The organism is Maribacter polysiphoniae (assembly GCF_003148665.1).
Classification (GTDB): Bacteria; Bacteroidota; Bacteroidia; order Flavobacteriales; family Flavobacteriaceae; genus Maribacter_A; species Maribacter_A polysiphoniae.
The window spans coordinates 1-21,784 of sequence record NZ_QGGQ01000011.1 but is presented as its reverse complement, the minus strand read 5'-3'; the positions used below and the strand labels follow the sequence as shown (position 1 = coordinate 21,784).

The 21,784-nt window shown below is 41.3% G+C and carries 20 protein-coding genes, 1 tRNA gene and 1 pseudogene; 12 read left to right on the top strand and 10 right to left on the bottom strand.

Annotated features, from left to right (window positions below; all coding sequences use genetic code 11):
* Positions 1-61: 61 nt before the first annotated feature.
* The 4 genes from LX92_RS17970 (at position 62) to LX92_RS17955 (ending at position 5,377) form a co-directional block, all read left to right on the top strand.
* Positions 62-3,256: an efflux RND transporter permease subunit gene (locus tag LX92_RS17970; protein WP_109653602.1), complete on the top strand. Its 3,195-nt coding sequence runs from the start codon at positions 62-64 to the stop codon at positions 3,254-3,256.
* Positions 3,257-3,407: 151 nt separating this feature from the next.
* Positions 3,408-3,713, top strand: a complete 306-nt coding sequence (locus tag LX92_RS17965) for a hypothetical protein (RefSeq protein ID WP_109653600.1) — start codon at positions 3,408-3,410, stop codon at positions 3,711-3,713.
* Between the two features lie 22 nt (positions 3,714-3,735).
* The gene (locus tag LX92_RS17960) at positions 3,736-3,942 is read left to right on the top strand and encodes a YgaP family membrane protein (RefSeq protein ID WP_109653598.1); all 207 of its coding nucleotides are present in this window, start codon (positions 3,736-3,738) and stop codon (positions 3,940-3,942) included.
* Positions 3,943-4,498: 556 nt separating this feature from the next.
* On the top strand, positions 4,499-5,377 hold the full coding sequence (locus tag LX92_RS17955) for a helix-turn-helix domain-containing protein (RefSeq protein WP_109653850.1): 879 nt from the start codon (positions 4,499-4,501) through the stop codon (positions 5,375-5,377).
* A gap of 5 nt (positions 5,378-5,382) precedes the next feature.
* On the opposite strand, the gene LX92_RS17950 is transcribed toward LX92_RS17955, so the two are convergent.
* From LX92_RS17950 to LX92_RS17935, 4 genes are read right to left on the bottom strand one after another with little or no spacing between them, the layout of a single operon-like run.
* A complete protein-coding gene (locus LX92_RS17950) occupies positions 5,383-6,579 on the bottom strand; it encodes an AGE family epimerase/isomerase (RefSeq protein WP_109653595.1) in 1,197 nt (398 codons plus the stop codon).
* Positions 6,580-6,600: 21 nt separating this feature from the next.
* Positions 6,601-7,788 carry a glycoside hydrolase family 130 protein gene (locus LX92_RS17945; protein ID WP_109653593.1) on the bottom strand — a complete coding sequence of 396 codons (1,188 nt, stop codon included), beginning with the start codon at positions 7,786-7,788 and terminating at the stop codon, positions 6,601-6,603.
* Positions 7,785-9,194 (bottom strand): MFS transporter, encoded by a 1,410-nt coding sequence (locus tag LX92_RS17940; protein WP_109653591.1) that lies wholly within the window; start codon positions 9,192-9,194, stop codon positions 7,785-7,787. Before LX92_RS17940 ends, LX92_RS17945 begins: the two co-directional genes overlap by 4 nt.
* 31 nt (positions 9,195-9,225) lie before the next feature.
* A complete protein-coding gene (locus LX92_RS17935) occupies positions 9,226-10,272 on the bottom strand; it encodes a glycoside hydrolase family 26 protein (protein ID WP_170117886.1) in 1,047 nt (348 codons plus the stop codon).
* A gap of 408 nt (positions 10,273-10,680) precedes the next feature.
* Between LX92_RS17935 and LX92_RS17930 the strand changes: the two genes are divergently transcribed.
* A complete protein-coding gene (locus LX92_RS17930; protein WP_109653587.1) occupies positions 10,681-12,402 on the top strand; it encodes a GMC family oxidoreductase in 1,722 nt (573 codons plus the stop codon).
* A gap of 3 nt (positions 12,403-12,405) precedes the next feature.
* Complete coding sequence (locus LX92_RS17925; RefSeq protein WP_109653585.1) at positions 12,406-13,128, top strand: gluconate 2-dehydrogenase subunit 3 family protein; 723 nt, start codon at positions 12,406-12,408, stop codon at positions 13,126-13,128.
* A 75-nt stretch (positions 13,129-13,203) separates the two neighbouring features.
* On the opposite strand, the gene LX92_RS17920 is transcribed toward LX92_RS17925, so the two are convergent.
* A complete protein-coding gene (locus LX92_RS17920) occupies positions 13,204-14,337 on the bottom strand; it encodes a glycoside hydrolase family 130 protein (protein WP_109653583.1) in 1,134 nt (377 codons plus the stop codon).
* Between the two features lie 108 nt (positions 14,338-14,445).
* Here LX92_RS17920 and LX92_RS17915 point away from each other — a divergent pair, with 108 nt between their 5' ends.
* From LX92_RS17915 to LX92_RS17890, 6 genes are all read left to right on the top strand, one after another.
* Entirely contained in the window at positions 14,446-15,153 is a 708-nt protein-coding gene (locus LX92_RS17915; RefSeq protein WP_109653581.1) for a M15 family metallopeptidase, read from the top strand.
* A gap of 15 nt (positions 15,154-15,168) precedes the next feature.
* Positions 15,169-16,083, top strand: coding sequence for an alpha/beta hydrolase (locus tag LX92_RS17910; protein WP_109653579.1), 915 nt, complete (start codon positions 15,169-15,171; stop codon positions 16,081-16,083).
* 144 nt (positions 16,084-16,227) lie between these two features.
* Positions 16,228-16,398, top strand: coding sequence for a GIY-YIG nuclease family protein (locus LX92_RS23070; RefSeq protein ID WP_211315893.1), 171 nt, complete (start codon positions 16,228-16,230; stop codon positions 16,396-16,398).
* Positions 16,399-16,550: 152 nt separating this feature from the next.
* Positions 16,551-16,790, top strand: a complete 240-nt coding sequence (locus LX92_RS17900) for a GIY-YIG nuclease family protein (protein WP_223308405.1) — start codon at positions 16,551-16,553, stop codon at positions 16,788-16,790.
* Between the two features lie 4 nt (positions 16,791-16,794).
* Positions 16,795-16,868, top strand: a tRNA-Pro gene (locus LX92_RS17895).
* Between the two features lie 251 nt (positions 16,869-17,119).
* Entirely contained in the window at positions 17,120-18,382 is a 1,263-nt protein-coding gene (locus tag LX92_RS17890; RefSeq protein WP_109653577.1) for a site-specific integrase, read from the top strand.
* 95 nt (positions 18,383-18,477) lie between these two features.
* Here LX92_RS17890 and LX92_RS17885 read toward each other — a convergent pair whose 3' ends face one another.
* From LX92_RS17885 to LX92_RS17865, 5 genes and pseudogenes are all read right to left on the bottom strand, one after another.
* Positions 18,478-19,278, bottom strand: coding sequence for a DUF4138 domain-containing protein (locus tag LX92_RS17885; RefSeq protein ID WP_109653574.1), 801 nt, complete (start codon positions 19,276-19,278; stop codon positions 18,478-18,480).
* An 11-nt stretch (positions 19,279-19,289) separates the two neighbouring features.
* Entirely contained in the window at positions 19,290-20,219 is a 930-nt protein-coding gene (gene traM / locus LX92_RS17880) for a conjugative transposon protein TraM (protein ID WP_317047075.1), read from the bottom strand.
* 25 nt (positions 20,220-20,244) lie between these two features.
* On the bottom strand, positions 20,245-20,859 hold the full coding sequence (locus tag LX92_RS17875) for a conjugal transfer protein TraK (RefSeq protein ID WP_109653570.1): 615 nt from the start codon (positions 20,857-20,859) through the stop codon (positions 20,245-20,247).
* Positions 20,860-20,877: 18 nt separating this feature from the next.
* Positions 20,878-21,480: pseudogene (locus LX92_RS17870) on the bottom strand (hypothetical protein); the annotation flags it as partial.
* Positions 21,481-21,492: 12 nt separating this feature from the next.
* Positions 21,493-21,784: transposase (locus tag LX92_RS17865; RefSeq protein ID WP_146197863.1), on the bottom strand; the 292-nt coding region annotated here is incomplete at its 5' end.

Here is a 21,784-nt window from a genome sequence, read left to right as displayed (position 1 = left end):
TATAAAAAAAGCGACTGGTGAAAGCCCGCCCGAACGCCCAAAAAATTAAATAATCAATAGAATGAAGGAAGGATTAGCTGGCAAAATCGCCAAATTATTCATTGGATCTAAATTAACAGTACTTCTGATGATCGTGTTTATGGTCATTGGGGTTTACAGCTCCTTTTTAATACCTAGGGAAGAGGAACCCCAGATCGATGTGCCTATGGCGGATATCTTTGTGGGATACCCAGGGGCAAGTCCGACAGAAGTGGAATCCAGGGTTACGAAACCCTTGGAAAAACTGATTTCGAACATCAAGGGAGTCGAGTATGTGTACTCAACTTCAATGAAAGAACAGGGCATGGTCATTGTGCAATTCTATGTAGGGGAGGATATAGAGCGGTCATTCGTTAAGCTCTATAATGAGATCAACAAGCATATGGACATTATGCCCCAAGGTGTCACTTTCCCCTTGGTAAAAACGCGTGCCATTGATGATGTGCCCATGTTGGGGCTTACCTTATGGAGCGATACTTATGATGATTATCGCATTAAGTTGATTGCACAGGAGCTTACCGATGAGATTGAAAAAATCAATGATGTGTCGGTGGTTAAAAAAATCGGGGGCAGAAATAGGCAATTAAGGGTCGTACTCGATAAGGAAAAGATGGCCGAAAGTGGTTTGGATTTTCTTGGCGTGGCCCAAATGATCCAGGCCAATAACCAGCAATTGGGTGGTGGTTCCTTTGATAAAAACGACACGGAGTTCACGGTTACCACCGGTAAATTCCTGGAAACGGCCGAAGATGTGGAGAACTTAGTGGTTGGCGTTCAACAAAATAGGCCAATTTACTTAAAGCAGATCGCAAGTATTCAGGATGGACCTGAGATTCCTAAGGATTATGTGGCGTTGGGCTTTGGACAAGCCAGTGAAAAGGCGGTCGATTTTAAATCCGAGTATCCTGCAGTAACGATTTCCGTTGCCAAACGTAAGGGAGCCGATGCCATGAAGATATCCGATATCATATTGGATAAGGTGGAGCATTTGAAAAAGGATTTGATTCCGGATGATGTTCATGTGGAGGTAACCCGTAACTACGGGGAAACAGCCTCCCATAAGGTATCCGAACTTTTAATGCACCTTATTGGGGCCATTGTCGCTGTGACCTTTGTGGTTATGTTGGCCATGGGCTGGCGGGGTGGCTTGGTCGTGTTTTTATCGGTCCCCATCACTTTTGCCCTTACTTTATTGAGCTACTACATGCTCGATTATACCTTGAACCGAATTACGCTTTTCGCTTTGGTATTCGTCACCGGTATTGTGGTCGATGATTCCATCATTATTGCGGAAAACATGCACCGTCACTTTAAAATGAAACGCTTGCCGTTTAAACAGGCGGCTTTATATGCGATCAATGAAGTGGGTAATCCGACGATTTTAGCAACATTCACCGTAATTGCATCCGTACTGCCCATGGCATTCGTATCGGGTTTAATGGGGCCCTATATGAGTCCGATGCCCATTGGTGCATCGATAGCGATGTTGTTGTCACTCTTTGTGGCATTGACGATAACTCCCTATTTGGGGTTTGTCTTCCTTCGGGAAAAGGAAAAAAAGGGAAGCGGGGAGAAAGAGGAGAAAGCGATGGAGGATTCTTTTATCTATCGTATGTATGAGAAGTTTGAAAAACCACTGATCGAGGATAAAAAGAAGAGGTGGCTGTTTTTAGGCATTACGTTCTTACTGTTGATTGCCTCCGTTGGTTTGTTCTTTACCAAATCGGTTGCTGTGAAAATGTTGCCTTTTGATAACAAGAACGAGTTTCAGGTGGTCATTGATATGCCCGAGGGCACTACCTTGGAGCGTACCGGAGTAGTGGCCAAGGAAATAGCACAGTATTTGGCTACCCGCAGCGAAGTGGTGAATTATCAGACGTATGTGGGTACATCGGCCCCAATAACCTTTAATGGACTCGTACGCCACTATGACCTGCGTGGGGGAAGTAATATGGCCGATATTCAAGTGAACCTTATCGACAAGGGGGAGCGAAGCGAACAGAGTCATGAAATTGCCAGTTTGTTGCGTCCCGAAATCCAACGCATAGGGAAGCGGTTCAATGCCAATGTGAAAATCGTGGAAGTACCTCCAGGACCTCCTGTCCTTTCTACCATTGTGGGTGAGATTTATGGTCCGGATTACGATATACAAATAGATGTGGCCAACCAAGTCCAGAATATATTGAACAATACCGAAGATGTTGTCGATGTGGATTGGATGGTAGAGGCCGATCAAATCGAATATGAATTTATAATCGATAAGGAAAAGGCTATGTTGTATGGTGTAGCACCACAACAAATAGCCCATACCATGAATATGGCGTTGTCCGAAAGATCCGTGACCAATCTCTATGACGAGGATGCTGCCCATCAGGTAGGTTTGGTCTTGGCCTTGGATGAGAAAGAGAAGTCGACCATTGGTGATATTGCACAATTAAAGGTCAAATCACAACAAGGCCATATGGTCACCATAGGCGATTTGGTCACGATAGAACAGAAGACAAGGGCAAAAAGCATTTATCGCAAAAACCAAAAAAGGGTGGTATATGTTCTGGCCGATATGGCCGGGGATTTGGAAAGTCCCGTATACGCCATTTTAGGGATGACCGATAAACTGAAACAAATAAACCTTCCTGAAGGGTATTCCCTGGATGAGTTGTATATAAAGCAACCTGATTTTGAAGACAATTATACCGTTAAATGGGATGGTGAATGGCAAATTACATTGGAAGTTTTCAGAGACTTGGGGATTGCGTTCCTAGGGGTCATTATCATCATTTATATTCTGATTGTAGGTTGGTTCCAGAATTTTAAGGCACCCGTGGTCATGATGGTTGCCATACCGTTATCCATGGTAGGTATCGTATTGGGACACTGGTTGTTGGGGGCTTTCTTTACGGCTACCTCCTTTATCGGAATGATTGCCCTTGCGGGTATTATGGTGAGGAATTCCGTCCTGTTGATCGACTTTGTGAATCTGCGATTGGCCGAGGGGATACCGATCAAACAGGCGGTTATCGAGGCTGGTGCCGTACGGACCGTACCCATTTTATTGACTGCGGGTACTGTGGTTATCGGGGCCTTTGTAATTTTATTCGATCCTATTTTTCAAGGATTGGCCATATCACTTATGGGAGGAACGATCGTGTCTACTGTGTTGACGCTTTTGGTTGTGCCCTTGGTGTACTATATGATCGAACGTAAAAATTATAAATAATAATGGATGAGCCGGGTATTGACAATTAGTGAAGGTTAGCCCATAAGGGCCGATTTCACTATTCTCCATACCGGAACGTAGTTGTGGTATACGTTCTTATCCCATCTTTTAGAAGGATGGTGGAAGTACAATTAATTTAAAATGTAAAGGTATGAAGCTATTAATGGTAACTGTTGTTGAACAGTATGAGAAGCAGGTCATGGACCTTTTTAAAAAGGCCGAGATCGAGAATTTCAGTGGTTCTGATATTGATGGTTATAAAAATCCTATTTCCTTATTGATGAAATCGAGTTGGTTCCCGAACGTTAAGGGAGGGGTCGAGTCCAGTTTGTTTTTCTCTTTTACCAGTGAGGATAAGATAGATGCGCTTTTTGAACTGATCAAGGAGTTCAATGGGAGCTTGGAAACCAATAATCCCATAAAGGCGATTGTTGTTCCTGTAGAAAGAAGTATTTAAAAATCAATTAAAAAGAAATCTTATGTTGAATACATATTTTAGGGCCTTAGTAGGAGTGTTTATTATGGCGAGTGTTATTATGGCCGTGTACGTAAATATCAATTGGCTGTGGTTTACGATGTTCATAGGTGCCAATATGTTCCAATCGGCTTTTACCAAATGGTGTTTGTTAGAGAAGATATTACTGAAATTAGGGATTAAGAAAGAGGCTGGCGGGAGCGCGGCTTAGGTTTTAGGGCACAGCTATGGCTGAGATGTTTGTTTCTGGCTCTTCATGTTGAGATGCCTGGGGATCCAAACGTCACAAAGTAAGTGGATTGCCAATTCTTGTCGACTCCTGTTGGGTATAAGTCCAATGTTTGCCCCGTCATGGTTATGGCTGATTATCGGTGAGGGATTGCAGTAATCGGTGATATGCAAAAAAAAACAACACCTTTGTCGGTTGGGAGCAAAGGTGCTGTACAGGATAAAAAAACTAACTCAATAAACTAATTTTAATCTTATATCAATTCAATTTTGTCTTATTTCAAATAGGAATATGACCCGGATTCCCCATATTAATCCTATTATATTCGTCTCTTAGAGGTAGAAGGCATATCATATTTTAGCAATAGGTAACTCAAAACAATAAAATGTTAATTTATTTAGGAATATTTTATTAAATTGCTAAGACCTAATCATATGTGATATACATTACCTAATCAAATCTAACTAAATAAGTTAGGTTCTATTGCCAATATTTTGTCATTTGGGTAATGTATAGCTTCAAAAACAACCTAAGGACAATGGATATATTAAAAAAAATTCACAGGGAGATTGTCACGCTCTCTTCAGAGGACAGTTTTTTGGTAGAGGACAGGACCAAGGAGTTTTTTGATTATCCCATGCATTATCATCCAGAGATGGAGTTGAATTTCGTTTTAAACGGAAAAGGGGTACGAAGGTTTATTGGGGATTGTATGGAGGAGATAGATGATATAGAATTGGTTTTGGTAGGTCCTAATTTATACCATGTTTGGGAACAGCATAATTGCACGAATAAGAAAGTAAGGGAAGTTACCATACAGTTCCATAGCGACCTCTTTGGTGAAGCGATGATGAACCGAAGTGTAATGAGGCCTATTCGGGAGATGTTCGAAAGGTCTTCCCATGGTATCCTTTTTTCCAAGGAAGTGTCATTGGCGATGAAGAATAGATTGTTGAGGGTGTCCAAAATGGGAGGTATGGATAATTTCATGGAATTGTTTTCGATTCTATACGATTTGGCTATTTCGAGAAATCAACGTCTACTATCGACTTTGACCCCTGAGCCACCCCATTTTGAGCATAATAATAAAATCAAAAAACTGTACGAGTTCGTACAGCAGAATTACGCCCGTAAAATAACATTGACAGAGGCGGCGGATCTGGTTAATATGAGTAACGTTTCCTTCAATAGGTTCATTAAAAAAAGAACAGGGAAAACCTTTGTGGATTATTTGAACGAGGTACGTATTGGCTATGCCTCAAAATTCTTGATCGAAAGGGATTTGGCTATTTCTGAAATCGCTTTCATTTGTGGCTTCAATAGTATTGCCAATTTCAATAGGGTTTTTAAGAAAAACAAAAAAAGGACACCTACTGAATATCGCGATGATTTCATAGGTATTAAGAGGGTGCTATAAAGGTCCTAACCCTTTATCATTGAAATTATTTCAATAAGTGCCCTGGAATTGTGGTAGGGGCATTTCCAAGGACCTACTTTGTCTTCACTAGTGTACGGTACCCCATCAACATCCACCCTAAAAAACCATTCACCATTCTTATGGTCGATAATATGGTTTTTGATGAATTGCCAGACTTTATAACCCATATTGAAAAAGGAATCGTCATTCGTGATTTTCCATGCATACACCAAACCTACCATGGCTTCCGCCTGGGGCCACCAATGTTTGTCGTTATCCAGTTTTTCGGTCATGGGGTCTATTGCATTGATCACGCCAAAATCCTGATCCAATGCCTCGGCTACAAAAGTATTGGTAACCGAGAGCAAAAGGTTCTCGGTTTTCCTTTGAAGTTCCTGGTCGCCAATGGTTTTCGCCCCGTGGATCAATAGCCACGCCGTTTCGATATCATGACCGAAAGATATTTCGGAGGAAAGTGATTGCCAATCGTTGGTGAAAAATAAATCGAGATGATTGTCTTTCTTAAAAACCCGGTTTAAGAACAGGTCATAAATCCCCAAGAGGGCGTTTTTGACTTTAGGGTCCTTGGTTACCTCATAGAGTGTTGTATAAGCCTCAAGTACGTGTAAATGGGTGTTGGTGGTTTTTGGTGCATTTAATTCCTTGTCACTGAGCCTAAGGTCTTCGATGGAACCCCATTTTTCATCAAAGGCTTCAATATAGCCTTTTAGCTTGGGGTCGTACGAATGTGCTTCCAGTAAGTCGAATAGTTCCATCGCCCAAGTAAGTGCTTTGGTATTGGCGCAATATTTATAATATTCCGCCAAGGCATAAATACAAAAGGCCTGGGCGTAAACTTGTTTTTTTTTGTTCGTTGCACAACCCTTGTAATCAACTTCCCAATACACACCGCCTAAATCCGCATCCCTGAAATAGTCGTATAAATAATCGAAGGCCAATTGACATTCCGCACCGTATCTGTTGTCCTTATAAAAATTATTGGCCCTCGAGAATGTCCATAGGATACGGGTATTCAGTATAATTCCTTTTGGAGCCTTCTTAATTATGTTGTTATTGTGGTCAATGCGACCTATGAAACCGCCAAATTCCATGTCCTTGGTGTTGTTTTTCCAAAAATCAAGAATATGGTGGAGTTCCATTTCCAGTTGGGCCGAAACTTCAGTAGGGTCATTCAATGTCATATGCTTGGGATTTTATCTTTTTTAATAAAGTCCTTTGTTCCTTTTGATCAATTCATGGATATTACCAACGGAACCTGAAGAGGATAAATTGTCCTTTGGGGTGTTCTTGCAATAATCCACCAAGATATCCAATGTCGATTTCGCAACGTGCATACGTGTGTCGGAAGATGCGTAATATATATAGACATCACCGTTGTCATCGGGTATCCATCCATTTGAAAAGAGCACATTCCCAACATCCCCTATGATCTCCTGGTCATCAGGGGCCATAAAGTATCCTGCTGGCTGATAAATAACCTTGGTGATATCGTCGAGGGCGGTCATGAACAAATAAAGTACATATCGTAGGCCGGCAGCCGTATTTCTTACACCGTGGGCCAAATGTAACCAACCATCCTTGGTCTTTATGGGTGATGGCCCTTGTCCATTCTTGAGCTCGTATACCGTATGATATTCCTTTGGATTGATAATGACCTCATTCATCACTTGGGGATGCTTCATGTCATCAATGTATCCCAATCCTATTCCTCCACCGGCACCCGTCTCGATAAATCCATCTTGGGGTCTGGTGTAAACAGCATACTTACCGCATACGAATTCGGGATGTAGGGTTACGTTCCGCTGCTGATTGGAATCGGATAATAAATCCGGCATGCGCTCCCAGGTTTTCAAATCCTTCGACCTGATAATACCAGCGTTGGCAATAGCTGATGATGTGTCACTTTTAGGTGTATTGGGGTCTTTTCTTTCGGTGCAGAAAATACCATAGACATATCCGTCTTCATGCATTGTGAGACGCATATCGTAAACGTTTATGTCGGGATCGTCGGTTTGGGGGAGTAGTAAGGGTTCTTCCCAAAACTCAAAATTATCAACACCATTTTCGCTCTCGGCAAATGCAAAAAACGATTTCCTGTCTTTCCCTTCAACCCTGACGGCCAAAACATATGCATTGTTCCATTTAATGGCCCCGGCATTGAATGTGGCATTTATGCCTATTCGTTCCAAGGCATGTGGGTTAGAGTCAATGTTGAGGTCGTATTGCCAATGTATCGGTGCGTGGGCAGCCGTTAAGATAGGGTGCTTGTATTTCGTGAATAAACCTGAAGGTTGTGACAATGGAATGTTTTTCCTGCCAATCAGTTTTTTATAGTCGTCGAACAATTTTTGGATCAGATTGTTATTTGAATGGTTTTTGTATTTGGTCATAGTGGGTTATTTGTGGTTGGTTCATTATTTCTTCTAAGGGTCAACTCCTTGTTGATTTTTATCATGAATTTGTCATCAAGCCTATAGAAAATCATAAAAATGGCAGATAAAAGAGCACCAAGGGCGGGTAAAACACTCATCATTAAGCGAATACCGGTCTTAGCCTCCTCGGTTTGGTCTATATTGGCTTCAAAACCGTAATAGGCCAGGATCCATCCGGTAAGGGCTCCCCCCAATGTCCAACCCATTTTTTGGGACATCGAGGATGATGAGAATATGAGTCCGGTTGCCCTTCTACCAGTTTCCCATTCCGAATAGTCAGCGATATCCGCGTACATTGACCAGAGTAGGGGGAAAACGATTCCCGCGCAAATACTGATCAAAAATTGAAACAGGAATATGAAAAAGAGCTGGTCTGCATCAAAAAGAAAGAAGATGCAACTCAGGATCGTTGCCATGAACATGGCGGCCATAAAGGTCCTTTTTTTGCCAATCGCGTCGGAAATGGGTTTTGCAAGTACGACTCCAATGATATTCGCAGCTTGCCCAAGTACCAAATACAGGGTGCTAAAGGTTAGGGGTACATTTAATAAGGGCAGTTGAAATGCCTCTTGTGTATCAAAATAGTATTTAAAGTAATAGATGGTGGAGCCATCCCGAATCGAATTGAATATCAAGGTGAATATACCCGCACCCAGTAAGATAAACCAAGGTGCATTTTTGGCTAAATTCCTTAAATCAGCTTTTAGGGCTGTTTTTTGTTCTTTCGGGGGTTGGATCCGTTCTCGGGTAAGGTGAAAGGTGCCATAAAAGAGAATCGCAGCGATAATACCATAAATGGTCATTGTCTGTTGCCATCCTTTTTGCGGATTCAATACACCTTGGTCATTCCCCAAAAATTCCACCAAAGGCTCTGCCGTTGCCAATACTAGGATACTCCCGGCAAAAGCGAAAATAAACCGGAACGAAGCCAAGGATGTGCGGTCTTTCAGGTCGGAGGTCATAACCCCCAGTAGGGAGGCATAGGGCACATTCACGGCCGTGTACACAATCATCATGAGGCAATAGGTTACATAGGCGTAGACTATTTTGGAGGAAGTCGTTAGGTCGGGGGTCGTAAAGGTCAGTACCCCGAAAAGGGCAAAGGGAATCGCCATCCATAGTAAATACGGTCTGAACTTTCCCCATTTCGTATTTGTACGATCGGCAAGAATACCCATGATGGGATCGTTAAGGCCGTCAAAAATCCGGGTAACCAAGAACATGGTACCCACTACGGCTGCGGAAATGCCAAAAACATCCGTATAGAAAAACAAAAGATATACACTGAACATTTTCCAGAACATCGAAGAGGCAAAATCGCCAAAACCATAACCCGCTTTTTCCTTTAATTTTAGTTTCTCCATATTTTCTGTTTCTTGCCAACGGTTTACGGTACTACCTTATTTTTTTCAATCCCTTAAGGAAAAGTACATTCGGCAATGACTCGAATTGCTTGAAATCGGCACTGCTTTTTTGTCCTTTGAACGGTACGTAGTAATGATTGGGCCAGGCATTTCTCCAAAAAAGCGCCCAAGAAATACCCTTGTTGGCAATATTTTTATTTAGGACCTGTGTCCACCAGTTTTCTTCCGTCACCATATTCAATCCGCCTTCGGTCATGGCATAGGGTTTGTTTTTCCGCTTGGCTATCTTGGCCAGCAGGGAAAGGTTGTCGTTTAATAGTTGAATGTATTCTTCCGTGGTGTTCTTGTGGTATAGGTCTATGCCCAAAATATCCACGTAGGCATCACCAGGATAGTATCTTAAGTATTCTTCCCCATCTTTGATGGCGTCCGTCGAATAACAGTATAAAAGATTGTGGACATTGTTTTTGGAGGTAAGGAATTCGAAGGTCTCTTTCCATAGTGTTTTGAACTCCTCCGGGGTGCAGTTGCCATGACCCCACCAAAACCATGAACCGTTCATTTCGTGATACGGTCTAAAAACTATGGGGATTGATTTCCCTGAACGGGTCTTGAGACTTTGCATGAAATCGGCAACTTTGACGAGCCAGGCCCTATATTTGGGGTGTAGGGACCCTCCTTCTAAAACTTGGGATACCGCAGGTGAGGGGTCCCAGGCCGAATTTTTGGTCACCGGATTGTCAGGATGCCAACTCAAGGTGATAATTCCTCCTTTTTTGTGCGCCTTTTTTATCAGTTTGGCCATAAGGTTGAAGTTGACTGTATCCAGGTTTTGGGTGTGACCCAATTCAAGGTGTCCCAGTTCAAAACCATAGACCCCGGGAAAATCACCCGCAACCTCGTTTACATCGCTCTTGTAGTCATCACCATTGTTTTTCCATCCCATCCCATATGCCGTGGCATCCTGATGGCCAAAAGCATATCCGGACTTTGGTATTTCCTTGATTCTTAGCAACAGGTATTTCGCTGATGGGTCGGCCTTTCGATCAGCCACTATTTGTGATGTTGATTGTTTCATGAGCCCTGTTTTACAGGAAAGTACCGTTGAACCTAACAGGGCGAGAATTAAATATTTATACAGGTCTTTATGCATCTTTTGGTTTTCAGGAAAATGATAGGTTCATCTGTGAAAATAAAATTATTAATACCCCATAGTTTAATTATGTACTATTTTGTCATAAACTAGTCGGAATACTTCAAGGCTACTTCTTGTGCTTCCAAAAAAGCCATAAAATAATGTGTATTTAATAATTAAGGGGGTGGATAATTATGAATAATAATGGGGTGAGCGGTTATGCGATTGAGACTATTTTGTCAAAAGTTTATCTTTTTGATTCAAAGTTTATTTTGTTGAAATCTGTTGGTCTAAAAAAGTGCGGATTTAAATGTATAATTTTTAACTTGTCGCTATAAGCGATTATCAACTATGCAAATAAAAGAACCAACAGAAGTCTATGATATAATAGTTGTAGGCTCAGGAGCTGGCGGCGGAATGGCAACCAAGCAATTGGCCGATGCCGGATTCAAGGTTGCAGTGGTAGAGGCCGGCCCTTTTTTCGACCCCAAGAATTTAGAACAAATGACCCAATTTAAGTGGCCTTACGAATCCCCCAGAAGGGGAGCGTCCAAGACAAGGGCTTTCGGGGAATGGGATATGGCCTATGGCGGATGGGAGATTGAGGGGGAACCGTATACCCATGCCGAGGGCACAAAATTCGACTGGTTTAGGTCCCATATGCTCGGGGGTAGGACCAATCATTGGGGACGTATTTCCTTGCGGTTCGGGCCTAGGGACTTTAAGCATAAGGATATAGACGGACATGGTGATAACTGGCCCATAAGTTATGAGGATGTTAAGCCTTATTACGATAAGGTGGATAAGTTGATCGGGGTTTTCGGAACTAAAGAAGGGCGCCCCAATGATCCCGACGGATTTTTTCTTCCTCCCCCCAAACCTAGACTACACGAACTGTTTTATATCAACGGAGCAAAAAAATCGGGGGTTCCCGTAATTCCGGGACGACTTTCCATGTTGACAAAGAAGATCAACAATGAACGGGGGGTATGCTTTTATTGTGGACAATGTTCCCGTTCGTGCTCTGTTTATGCGGATTTTTCATCAGGGAGTTGTTTAATATTTCCGGCCCAGAAAAATGGGGGCCAGATAAAGATTTTCGTGAATTCCGTAGTGCGTGAGGTAACCACCAACGAAGAGGGGAAAGCAACAGGGGTCTCGTACATCAGTAAGGACGACCGAAAAGAATATAAACTGAAGGGAAAAGTCGTTGTACTTGCGGCCTCTGCCTGTAGTTCGGCGCGTATATTGTTGAACTCGAAAAGCAAACAACATCCCAACGGCTTGGGAAATAGCAGTAACCTGGTGGGGAAATACCTACATGATTCAACAGGGGCAAGTAGGGTTGCCTTTATTCCTGGTTTAATGAATAGAAAAACGTCATACAATGAAGATGGGGTAGGAGGTATGCATGTGTACTCACCTTGGTGGGGCGATAATTCCAAATTGGATTTCCCTAGGGGTTACCATATTGAAATATCGGGAGGCATGTCTATGCCCAGTTATGGTTTTGCTTATGACCCCAATGAATTCAATAAGTTCTTTGGGTCAAAGGTTGGAGGGTATGGTGATACCCTACGCGACGATGTTAAAAAGTATTATGGCGCTGTAGTTGGTTTGGCAGGAAGGGGTGAGTCAATTGCCAGAAAAGAGAATTATTGTGAAATTGACCCCACTACCGTCGATAAATACGGAATCCCTGTATTGAAATTCAATTACCAATGGTCCGATTTAGAGCGAAAACAGGCCAAGCATATGCAGGATACATTTGAAGAGATATTTCATAATATGGGAGGTGAACCCTTGGGTGGGAAACCAGGGAAAGACAAAGACTATGGTTTGTTGGCTCCTGGACGGATTATTCATGAAGTGGGCACCACGCGCATGGGCAATGATCCTAAAACATCGGTTACCAATAAGTATCAGCAGTTACACGATGTGGACAATGTTTTTATTGTCGATGCGGGACCTTTTGTTTCCCAAGCGGATAAGAATTGTACTTGGACGATCCTGGCACTATCATGGAGGGCCTCGGATTATATTATTAAGCAGTTGAAACAGCAAAACATTTAGCATATGGATCGGAGAAAAAGTATACAAGCAATTATATTGGGGGCCGGGGCTGGGGCAACTGGCTTGATCTTTAAGGGCTGTAAAACAGATGAAGGTCCGACAGTTGAGGAAAATATAGCTTCTGGTGCCGAGGAATTTTTTGGTAGAACGCCCGAGGAATTGAAGTTGATCGAGAAACTGAATGCGGAGCAATTGTTCAATACGCATGAAATGGAGACCATTGCTGTTTTAAGTACGGTAATCCTTCCCCCCAAAGAACCCCACGGCGGCCCTATTGAAGCAGAAGTGCCCGAGTTCATTGAGTTTATTGCCAAGGATTATCCTGAAATGCAGGATACATTGTTGGGTGGACTCATGTGGTTAGACCATACCTGTAATACAACTTTTGGTATTGAATTTAAGTCGGCCACTTTGGAACAGCAAAAACAAATATTGGATACGATTGCCTTTCACGATGTTGAGGTGCCCTTGGAGGACCAACCGATGGAGATCCAGTTTTTTCACATGATGCGAGGATTGACGGTCACGGGATACTACACCTCTAAGGTGGGCATAGCCGATTTGGGATACAAGGGTAACATGCCCAATGTTTGGGATGGTGTACCTGAAGATGTTTTGGAACAACATGGGGTGTCCTATGATCCGGAATGGATCGCCAAATGTGTAGATCAAAGCAAACGCGGCATTATTGCGGAATGGGATGAGGAAGGGAATTTGTTAACCTAGATAAGGCCGCTATCCAATAGGATATTGAAAATCAACAAGGTTCAATGTTGGGTTTGAATGAAGGTATATCCCATTTTAATCCTTTTTAATGGCCAAACCTACCATGGAATCGGCAGTTCCGTAGTAGAGAAACCATTGGTTCTTGAAATAAACCAAGCCTTCGATAAAGGTCGTTCCAGCCTTGTATTGTCCGGTAATTTCATGGGGAAGGTCGGGACAGATAAAAGGGGTTTCCAATCGGGCTAGAACTTTCGTAGGGTCGTTTTTGTCGAAGAGTACTTGTCCACCACAATAGGTGCCTTCAGGGACTTTATCCGTAGCTCCCTCACCACTCAGGTTTTTGCCGTTGTATAACAAAAGAATACCGTTTTCGGTATAAATCGCTGGGGGTCCGGGTTCGGTCAAGTGACTATCGAACTCATTGGGGGATGGTGTAAACACATGAAGGGGTTCCCCATTGGCGTCCAAAATGGGTTCCCAATCAATTCCATCATCGGAAAGGGCAAGATTGACAAAGAGTTCCCCCCAGTACATAAGGTATTTTCCATTGATTTTTTTCGCCACAAGTTTTCCATTGACCAATTCGGTCACCATGGAACCTGATTTACTCCAAATGTCCAGGAATTTTCCGTTATATGCCGTTTCAAAAACGGGACCGTGTTTGGTCCAACTTCTGAGGTCTTTGGATGTTGCACTTGAGAGTCGGGCCACATCTTTGTTCCAGCTGGTATACAGCATAATATAGGAGCCTTCCGGGGTTTCCACAACACGAGGGTCCTCAATGCCCCCTGGTTGATCCCATTTGCTGAATGCATCATCATTGGGATAGAGAACCGGTTCCGGATGTTTGGTGAAATGAATGCCGTCCGTACTGTAAGCAAGACCGATTCGTGAAGTCCTTCCACCCAATATAGCGGCAGGATTATCTTCGGCCCTGAACAATAAAAAAACGGTATCGTTCCTGACAATGGCCCCTGGATTAAAGACATCGGCCTTTTGCCATTGTACTTCCTTCCTGGAAATCGGGTCTTGAAACGTATAGCTCGAATCTGCCACCATAATGGGATTTATAGTGGTTTTTTTGAATCCGAGCATCCAATTTTGTACTGAAGGTTCGTTATTTTGTTCCGCTACCGCTTTTTCTTCCTTGCAAGAGAAGAAACTTAGGGTAATGAGTAAAAACAAACATCTGAAATTATTTTTTTTCATATGAAATTTGATGTCTTATGACTTTGATCAAACAAAGAATTATATGTAACTTGTTCCTTCTTAGTTCAACCTTCTAAATATAAAGGAATCAAACCACGAAACAGTTATATGGGCCGATTATTTTTTCTTTTTAGTTTGATTTTGATTTACAGCTGTAAGGAGTCTCCAACAAAAAAAAACATAGAACCCTCTGCGCCATTGGAAGTCAAGGATACGGTTAAAACAGAAAAGTCTGTAGCCAAGAAATTCAAGACCTTTGAAAGCTTGGCCGATAGTACTTTTGTTCGACTAGCCGATTTCAGTGATGATTTTGCCTATGATATGCGTTATGCCACGGAGAACAATTTCTTAAAGGCCAAGGTCTATGATTGTGCCGAATGTTATACCCGTGTGAAAACGGCAAAAGCACTCATAGAGGCCAATAGGGAGTTTAAGGAGCATGGCGTGAAAATTAAATTCTACGATTGTTATCGACCAAATTCCGTACAATATAAAATGTGGGAGATTGTTCCCAATCCGCAATATGTGGCAAACCCTGTAAAGGGATCTATACATAACAAGGGTGGCGCTGTGGACATTACCTTGGTGACCCTGGAAGGGGAAGAATTGGATATGGGTACTGATTTTGATTTTTTCGGAAAGCGTGCCTATCACGATAATTTGGATCTACCCCAAGATATATTGGATAATCGACTATTGCTTAAGGAAACCATGGAAAGACATGGCTTTTGGTCCATACGGACAGAATGGTGGCATTACAACCTATCTGCAGCATCTAACGATAAGGTAGCCGATTTTAAATGGGAGTGTAATTAATAACTAGAAATACGAATGAATAAAATAACACTACTTATTGTATTAGCCATGGGTGTAAACGCTTTTTCACAAGATACCATAATGCCGTTGTGGCCCAAAGACAAGATACCAAACCACGTGGCATCCCTTGAAAAGGAAGAGCATGTCATGGAGGATATTTTGCGAATAAGTACGGTGCAAGAGCCGACCATTGAGGTGTATTTACCCTCAAAAAAGAATGCTACCGGTCAGGCAGTAGTGATTTTCCCTGGAGGGGGATATCGTATTCTGGCCTATGATTGGGAGGGAACCGATATCGCCAAATTCTTGAATAGTAAGGGCATTGCAGGTATAGTGGTCAAGTATCGCTTACCTTCATCGGTATCCCAGACCCATCAAGAGGATGTTCCTTTGATTGATGCACAAAGGGCTTTGCGCTTAGTAAGGAGTAAGGCTGAGGCGTTTCATATCGACCCTAATAAAATTGGAGCTATGGGATTTTCCGCCGGGGGGCATTTGGCTTCGACTTTAGGAACCCATTTCGAAGAGAAGGTATACACGCCAATTGATGACGTTGATACAAGGAGTGCACGGCCCGATTTTATGGTGTTGTGTTACCCGGTAATCACCTTTGGCGAATCATCTACCCACGGGGGCTCCCAGGAGAATTTATTGACCAAGGACCCTAAACCGGGGATGGTTGATCGTTTTAGTAACGAAAAACAGGTTTCATCGAATACACCCCCTACATTTTTATTGCATGCAACGGATGACAAGTCGGTACCTGTTGAGAACAGTTTGGTATTTTACAGGGCGTTGGTAAAGAACAATGTTCCCGCCACGATGCATATATATCCAAATGGGGGCCACGGTTTTTCCTTGGCAACTAAGGACAAATACCTTCGGGGATGGACAGAACAAATGTTCGAATGGATCGAAAGTCTGGAATAGTGAAAAGTTTTCTATAAAAGATAGAAGTTAATTTGCCTAACTTTTATATTTTTGCAATCCGATTTCGGGATGTGGCGCAGTTCCCGCAGAGGAGCGGGAGAGGCCCGGTAGCGTATCCCGCCTGTGGCGGGATGGTCGCATGAAATGATGGAATTTGTTGTTTACATATTGTATAGTGAATCGCTGGGCAAGTATTATGTTGGTCAGACGAACAATATTCAAAAACGACTTATCACACATAATCGTGGTGGTAAAAAATATACATCCAAGGGAAGGCCTTGGATATTGATCAAGACTTACCCTTGTACCGATTGAACTGAGGCAGTGCAATTGGAAAGGAAGATCAAGAAAAGAGGTGTTAAACGATACCTCAACGAAAAGTAATTTTCGGGATGTGGCGCAGTTCCCGCAGAGGAGCGGGACAGGCCCGGTAGCGTATCCCGCCTGTGGCGGGATGGTCGCATGAAATGATGGAATTTGTTGTTTACATATTGTATAGTGAATCGCTGGGCAAGTATTATGTTGGTCAGACGAACAATATTCAAAAACGACTTATCACACATAATCGTGGTGGTAAAAAATATACATCCAAGGGAAGGCCTTGGATATTGATCAAGACTTACCCTTGTACCGATCGAACTGAGGCAGTGCAATTGGAAAGGAAGATCAAGAAAAGAGGTGTTAAACGATACCTCAATGAAAAGTGATTTTCGGGATGTGGCGCAGTCCGGTAGCGCACACGGCTGGGGGCCGTGTGGTCGCAGGTTCAAATCCTGTCATCCCGACAAATTATAGTATCAATCTATAGCAAAAACCTGTTAATCGTATGATTATCAGGTTTTTTCGTTTTCAGGGATATCAAAACATATCATTTAATCCTAATAGAAATGTCAACAAATCGGTCAACAAATTTAAAACTGTAAAAGTGTTGACCTATTTGTTAAAAAGCCAAATGCGTTGACTAAATAAATGTATCTTTATAAGTGATTTGACTTTCGTCTGATAACAAAATAAATGTTAATTAAAAGACGAAATCATGAAGACATCTTCAACATTCAGTATTCTCTTCTGGGCAGATTTTTCCAGAGTCAAAAACAATCAGGTCTCACTTTATGCTAGAATCACCGTAAATGGTAAACGGGCAGTCATTAGTTTAAAACGGAAAATTTTAATATCGGGCTGGGATGTGCATAAAAACCGAGCTAAAGGGACTAGCCAAAAATCGAGAATACTTAACAGCTATTTGGACGAGACCTATAATCACTTATTTCAGTGCTACCGAGATTTAAAGACTGAAAATAAGCTTATTACCGCACAGGCAGTTAAGGCAAGATTCCTTCGGGTAGATGATGCCCATCGATCGGTTACGGATATTATTGCTTACCATAACGAGGACATGAGGGGCAAGTTAAAATGGGGAACCCAAAAAAATTATTTCACCACACAAAAATATGTTTCCAAATTCCTACTAAAAACTTATAAGTCCTCGGATATGTACTTGAGTGAACTCGACTATGACTTTATCATAAAATTTGAAAAATTTCTAAGGTCTTACGTACCTGAAGACCATCAACAGAGAATGGGTAACAATACTGTGATGAAACATATAGCACGTTTCAGAAAATTAATCAACCTTTCTCTAAAATTGGGATGGATACAACGTGATCCCTTTATCAACTTCGAATCAAAATATATTAAAACGGAAAGAGGCTTTTTAAGACTTGACGAACTTCAAGCAATAGAAGAAAAGTCCTTTGCCACAACTAGACTTCAGTTGGTAAAAGATTTGTTTGTTTTTAGTTGCTATACGAGTTTGAGTTATATCGATGTAATTAACCTGACCGGAGAAAACCTATGTATTGGAATAGATGGCGAACTTTGGATTTATTATCGTCGAGAAAAGACCACGAAGCCTATTCGAGTTCCATTATTACCAAAAGCACTTGAAATCGTTGAAAAATATATAAGCAATAAGAAATCGATATCTCAAGGAACTATCTTCCCTAAAATGTCGAACCAAAAGCTAAATTCCTATTTAAAGGAAATAGCAGATGTATGTGGTATTCAAAAGAATCTCACATTTCATATCGCTAGACATACTTTTGCAACAACGGTAACGCTGAGTAATGGTATGCCCATTGAGACAGTTTCAAAATTATTAGGTCATTCTAGAATAGCTACGACTCAGATTTATGCAAAAGTTATAGAGCGAAAAGTAAGTGATGACATGCAGCGGTTGCGAGCACAATTCAATCTAAAGGAGAATAAATCATTTTCCAAAAGAACCACCTCAAAATGAAAAGCGTAAGATATTCATTTTGAATGTATAGGCTTAAACTGAATATGACAAGACCAGGCTGATTCAGCTTGGTCTTTTTTATTGAAAGAATCTTATTAAAGATTATCTTCCAAAATCACTTTCCTACTTCCATTCAATTCCTTGAGCTCTAACATCAATTTTTCATTATCCCCTAAAACAAATTTAGGAAGTACGTAGACAAACTGCTGTGATAGACCATTTAATATGATGTTTGGAAAACTATGTTGGTAAATTACATCTTGTGGCAAACGTTGAAATGAAGCTTTTCGCCTATTGTTTCCATTAGTTCTGTACACATTCAGATAGTCGATTTCAAAATTGATTCCGGATTTATTCTTTACCTCAATAACCAAATATACTTCAGAGCCATCATATACCATTTTTTCCAACTCTAATTTGATTCCTTGTTTTCGTTTTGTTGCAATAGCTTGAGATTTAGATTTCAATAGATAATCACAGGCTCTTTGGAAATAGGGTATTCTATTTTCATCGGTAACGATATTTATTTTTGCTTGCTTAACTGGCTTATCTAGAGGAGCTTCGTTTCCTATACTTTCGTTCGCAGTAACAAAATAGTTGAGCTTTGAAAGTTTTTCCGAATACTTTAGAATATAGGAATACACGCTACCATCACTGGTGACGGCGAATATATTACTTTCTAAACCTGGTTTTGCCTGTAAGAGTCCAAAATACTGTTCTTTTTCCCGGTTGTATGTGAAAACAAAATGAGAAGCTCCAGTGATGCCTTGCCGTATTGGGCTAGGGAAAAATAGGGCGACGTTTTTCTGGTCGTTGGCATAAATGGTATCCAATGGCAGTTGTGCCGATATCGAAAACGACAATGCCAGAGACAAAAAAAGAAGTGTTTTTTTCATGGTATTGGTCTTTAATTGAATTGAAATTTATTCTGTGGTTTTGAAATTCTTAGAATGAGTTTATAATTATCGAGAACGGTGACCTTTACATTTCTTTGGTTTCGCCGAAAAACGTTCTTTATACCGCTGACTTGAGGTACGCCGGGTATGTTGATATCCTCCACCATATCTCCCAAGACTTCATTTGTAATTTCCGCCTTATAACTATTTTCTATATAAATGCCTTCACTACCATCTTGGTAATCGTGAGCCTTTAGTATAATTGGTTGATGATTTATTTGTTCGATATCTATTATGGTTCTATTTGGCTTAAAACTCACGAACCCATAAATGGAAGTATTTTTAGGGTAGTGTTCTCCATATATGTTGGCAGCTTTGTTTAACCGCATCTGCAGTCTGTAATTGTTTTTGACGGTTTGGGTACCATCCACTCGCACATAAATGAAGGTGTCGGTTTTTAGCACGTTCATATCATCATTTTCAATGGGGTGCGAAGCAAAAAAGAGTTGATGCTCCAAGCCCAATTCTTTGGCCGCAACATCTTTTTCTTTTTCCTCAATGAATGCCATAGTATCTTTTGGAACTACTTGAGTGAATTTTGTTGCCTCATTGTTCATATTGAAGTTTTCATATTTTCTATCGGAATATTCAATTTGTCCCTGTTGATATATGCTATCCACGATGCGCATCTTTTCCTTGTCCAATAAATCGGGATCATATACCCCTGTTGAGTCCAGCAGCCGTTCATCATAGATACTTGGGGCATTGATCTGTCTAACTTCTTTTAAGTCGTTTAAAGCGTCTAATTTGGAATCATATTCCTTTTGATTATCTTTTAATTCCGGTATGGGAACCTGGTTGTTTTCTAAAGTTGGTTCCTGGTCTTCTTCTAAAACTAATAGTGCATATCCTCCTATAAAAAGTAGAATGCAGACTAGCATGATGGAAAAAATAATTTTGTTCTTTTCAATTCTCATCGGTTATTTTCTTTAAGCTGTTTTCAAAAAAATTGGTAATCAATAATCCGTGTGTATTTTTTGGAAAGTTTCTATCCACGTGGATCATTTTGCCTGTTGTCGTCAATTCATAAGTATCGGTAATAGTCCCACGATTGATTTCAAAGATGGTCTTGGTTTCAAATTCATAGGGCTCATTTTGTAAATCGACTTTTGATTCTATGCTCAATACTTTTTGGACCAATGAGTATTGTAACAAACGATTGTAGACCCCATCCGCCTTTTTTTGCCGGTATAGTGCATCCACGGAACTGTTTCCCAACCAAAGAGCCTTTTCCAAATTCTTTTCGTAATTGCTTGCATCGATGTTGTAGAAATAAGTGTGAAAAAGTTCCAAGTGTGCTAATGTTTCCACATTTAAATTTTCTCTTTGGGAAACCATTTTTAAGGGAATAACACTTCCATTGGTATTGACAACAAAGGCATTGTTTACGGATTCTTTGTGGAGTTTTATCACCATCACTATGGAGACGATACAAGTAAGCACGGCTCCGATAATAACCGATAAGACGATAAAACGGTTGAGCTTTAAAATGGAATAGATATTCTTATAAGGTGTTTTCATATAGTTGATTCTTAATTTTTAACCTGCGAACAGCCTAAAAGTGAACGAGGTCGCTCTGCTGTATAATTTGAATTTTAGGAATACGATAAACCCTATGGATCCTAACTGCAAAAGCGGAGCAAAGAAATTACTTCCCCAATCCGTCCCAAATAGGTCGTTCCATAAATTGGCATTGATTTCGGTATAGAGATTATTCACGAATACATTTACCAGGAAAAATGCTGGCACCAACATATACACACCGGCATAAAGCTTAAAAAAATTGTAGGCCAGGGAACGAAACTTTTCAAAAACGGAAAGACTAATGACTAGTGGAAAAAAGGCTTGCATTATTCCTAATAAGAAAAAACGCTCCGCTAAGAATATCGGATATATGAAAAGGTCAAGTATCCATAGAAAAACCCCAATGATGAAAGACAGTATTTTAAGTCCGTATAGAGGGGTAACTAAAGCTTCATAAAGTAATGCCCATGCTTTTTTAGCTGCATCCCAGGCACCAATGTCCTGTTCTATATCTATATCCTGTAGTTGCAAGGGTAGGAGGGCAGGTGCTATATTGCGGTATTGATTCTCAATAGCGACCAATAGAGAGTCGAATATTCCTAAAACCTGTGTAGAAAATGGGTCTGTAAATTAAACTCTGTCCGTTGTTCCAATTCCTTTGGGGCTAGCCCCAAAGGAATTGGCGTTTAAGACCAGTGGTATCCTCTCCCCAAATTTAATATAAAGTTGTTGAACGGTAAGACTCCAATTATGTAATGGGCTTGTCCACTTTTTTTCGATGTTCTTTGTGGCCAGGTATACCAGTTTCAACAAGGCCATGTCGTTGGTAAATGCCCCCTTGGTCTTGGTTACCTTACGAACTTGGCGATGAAAACCTTCCACGGCGTTGGTCGTATAGATGATCTTCCTGATGGGTTCGGTG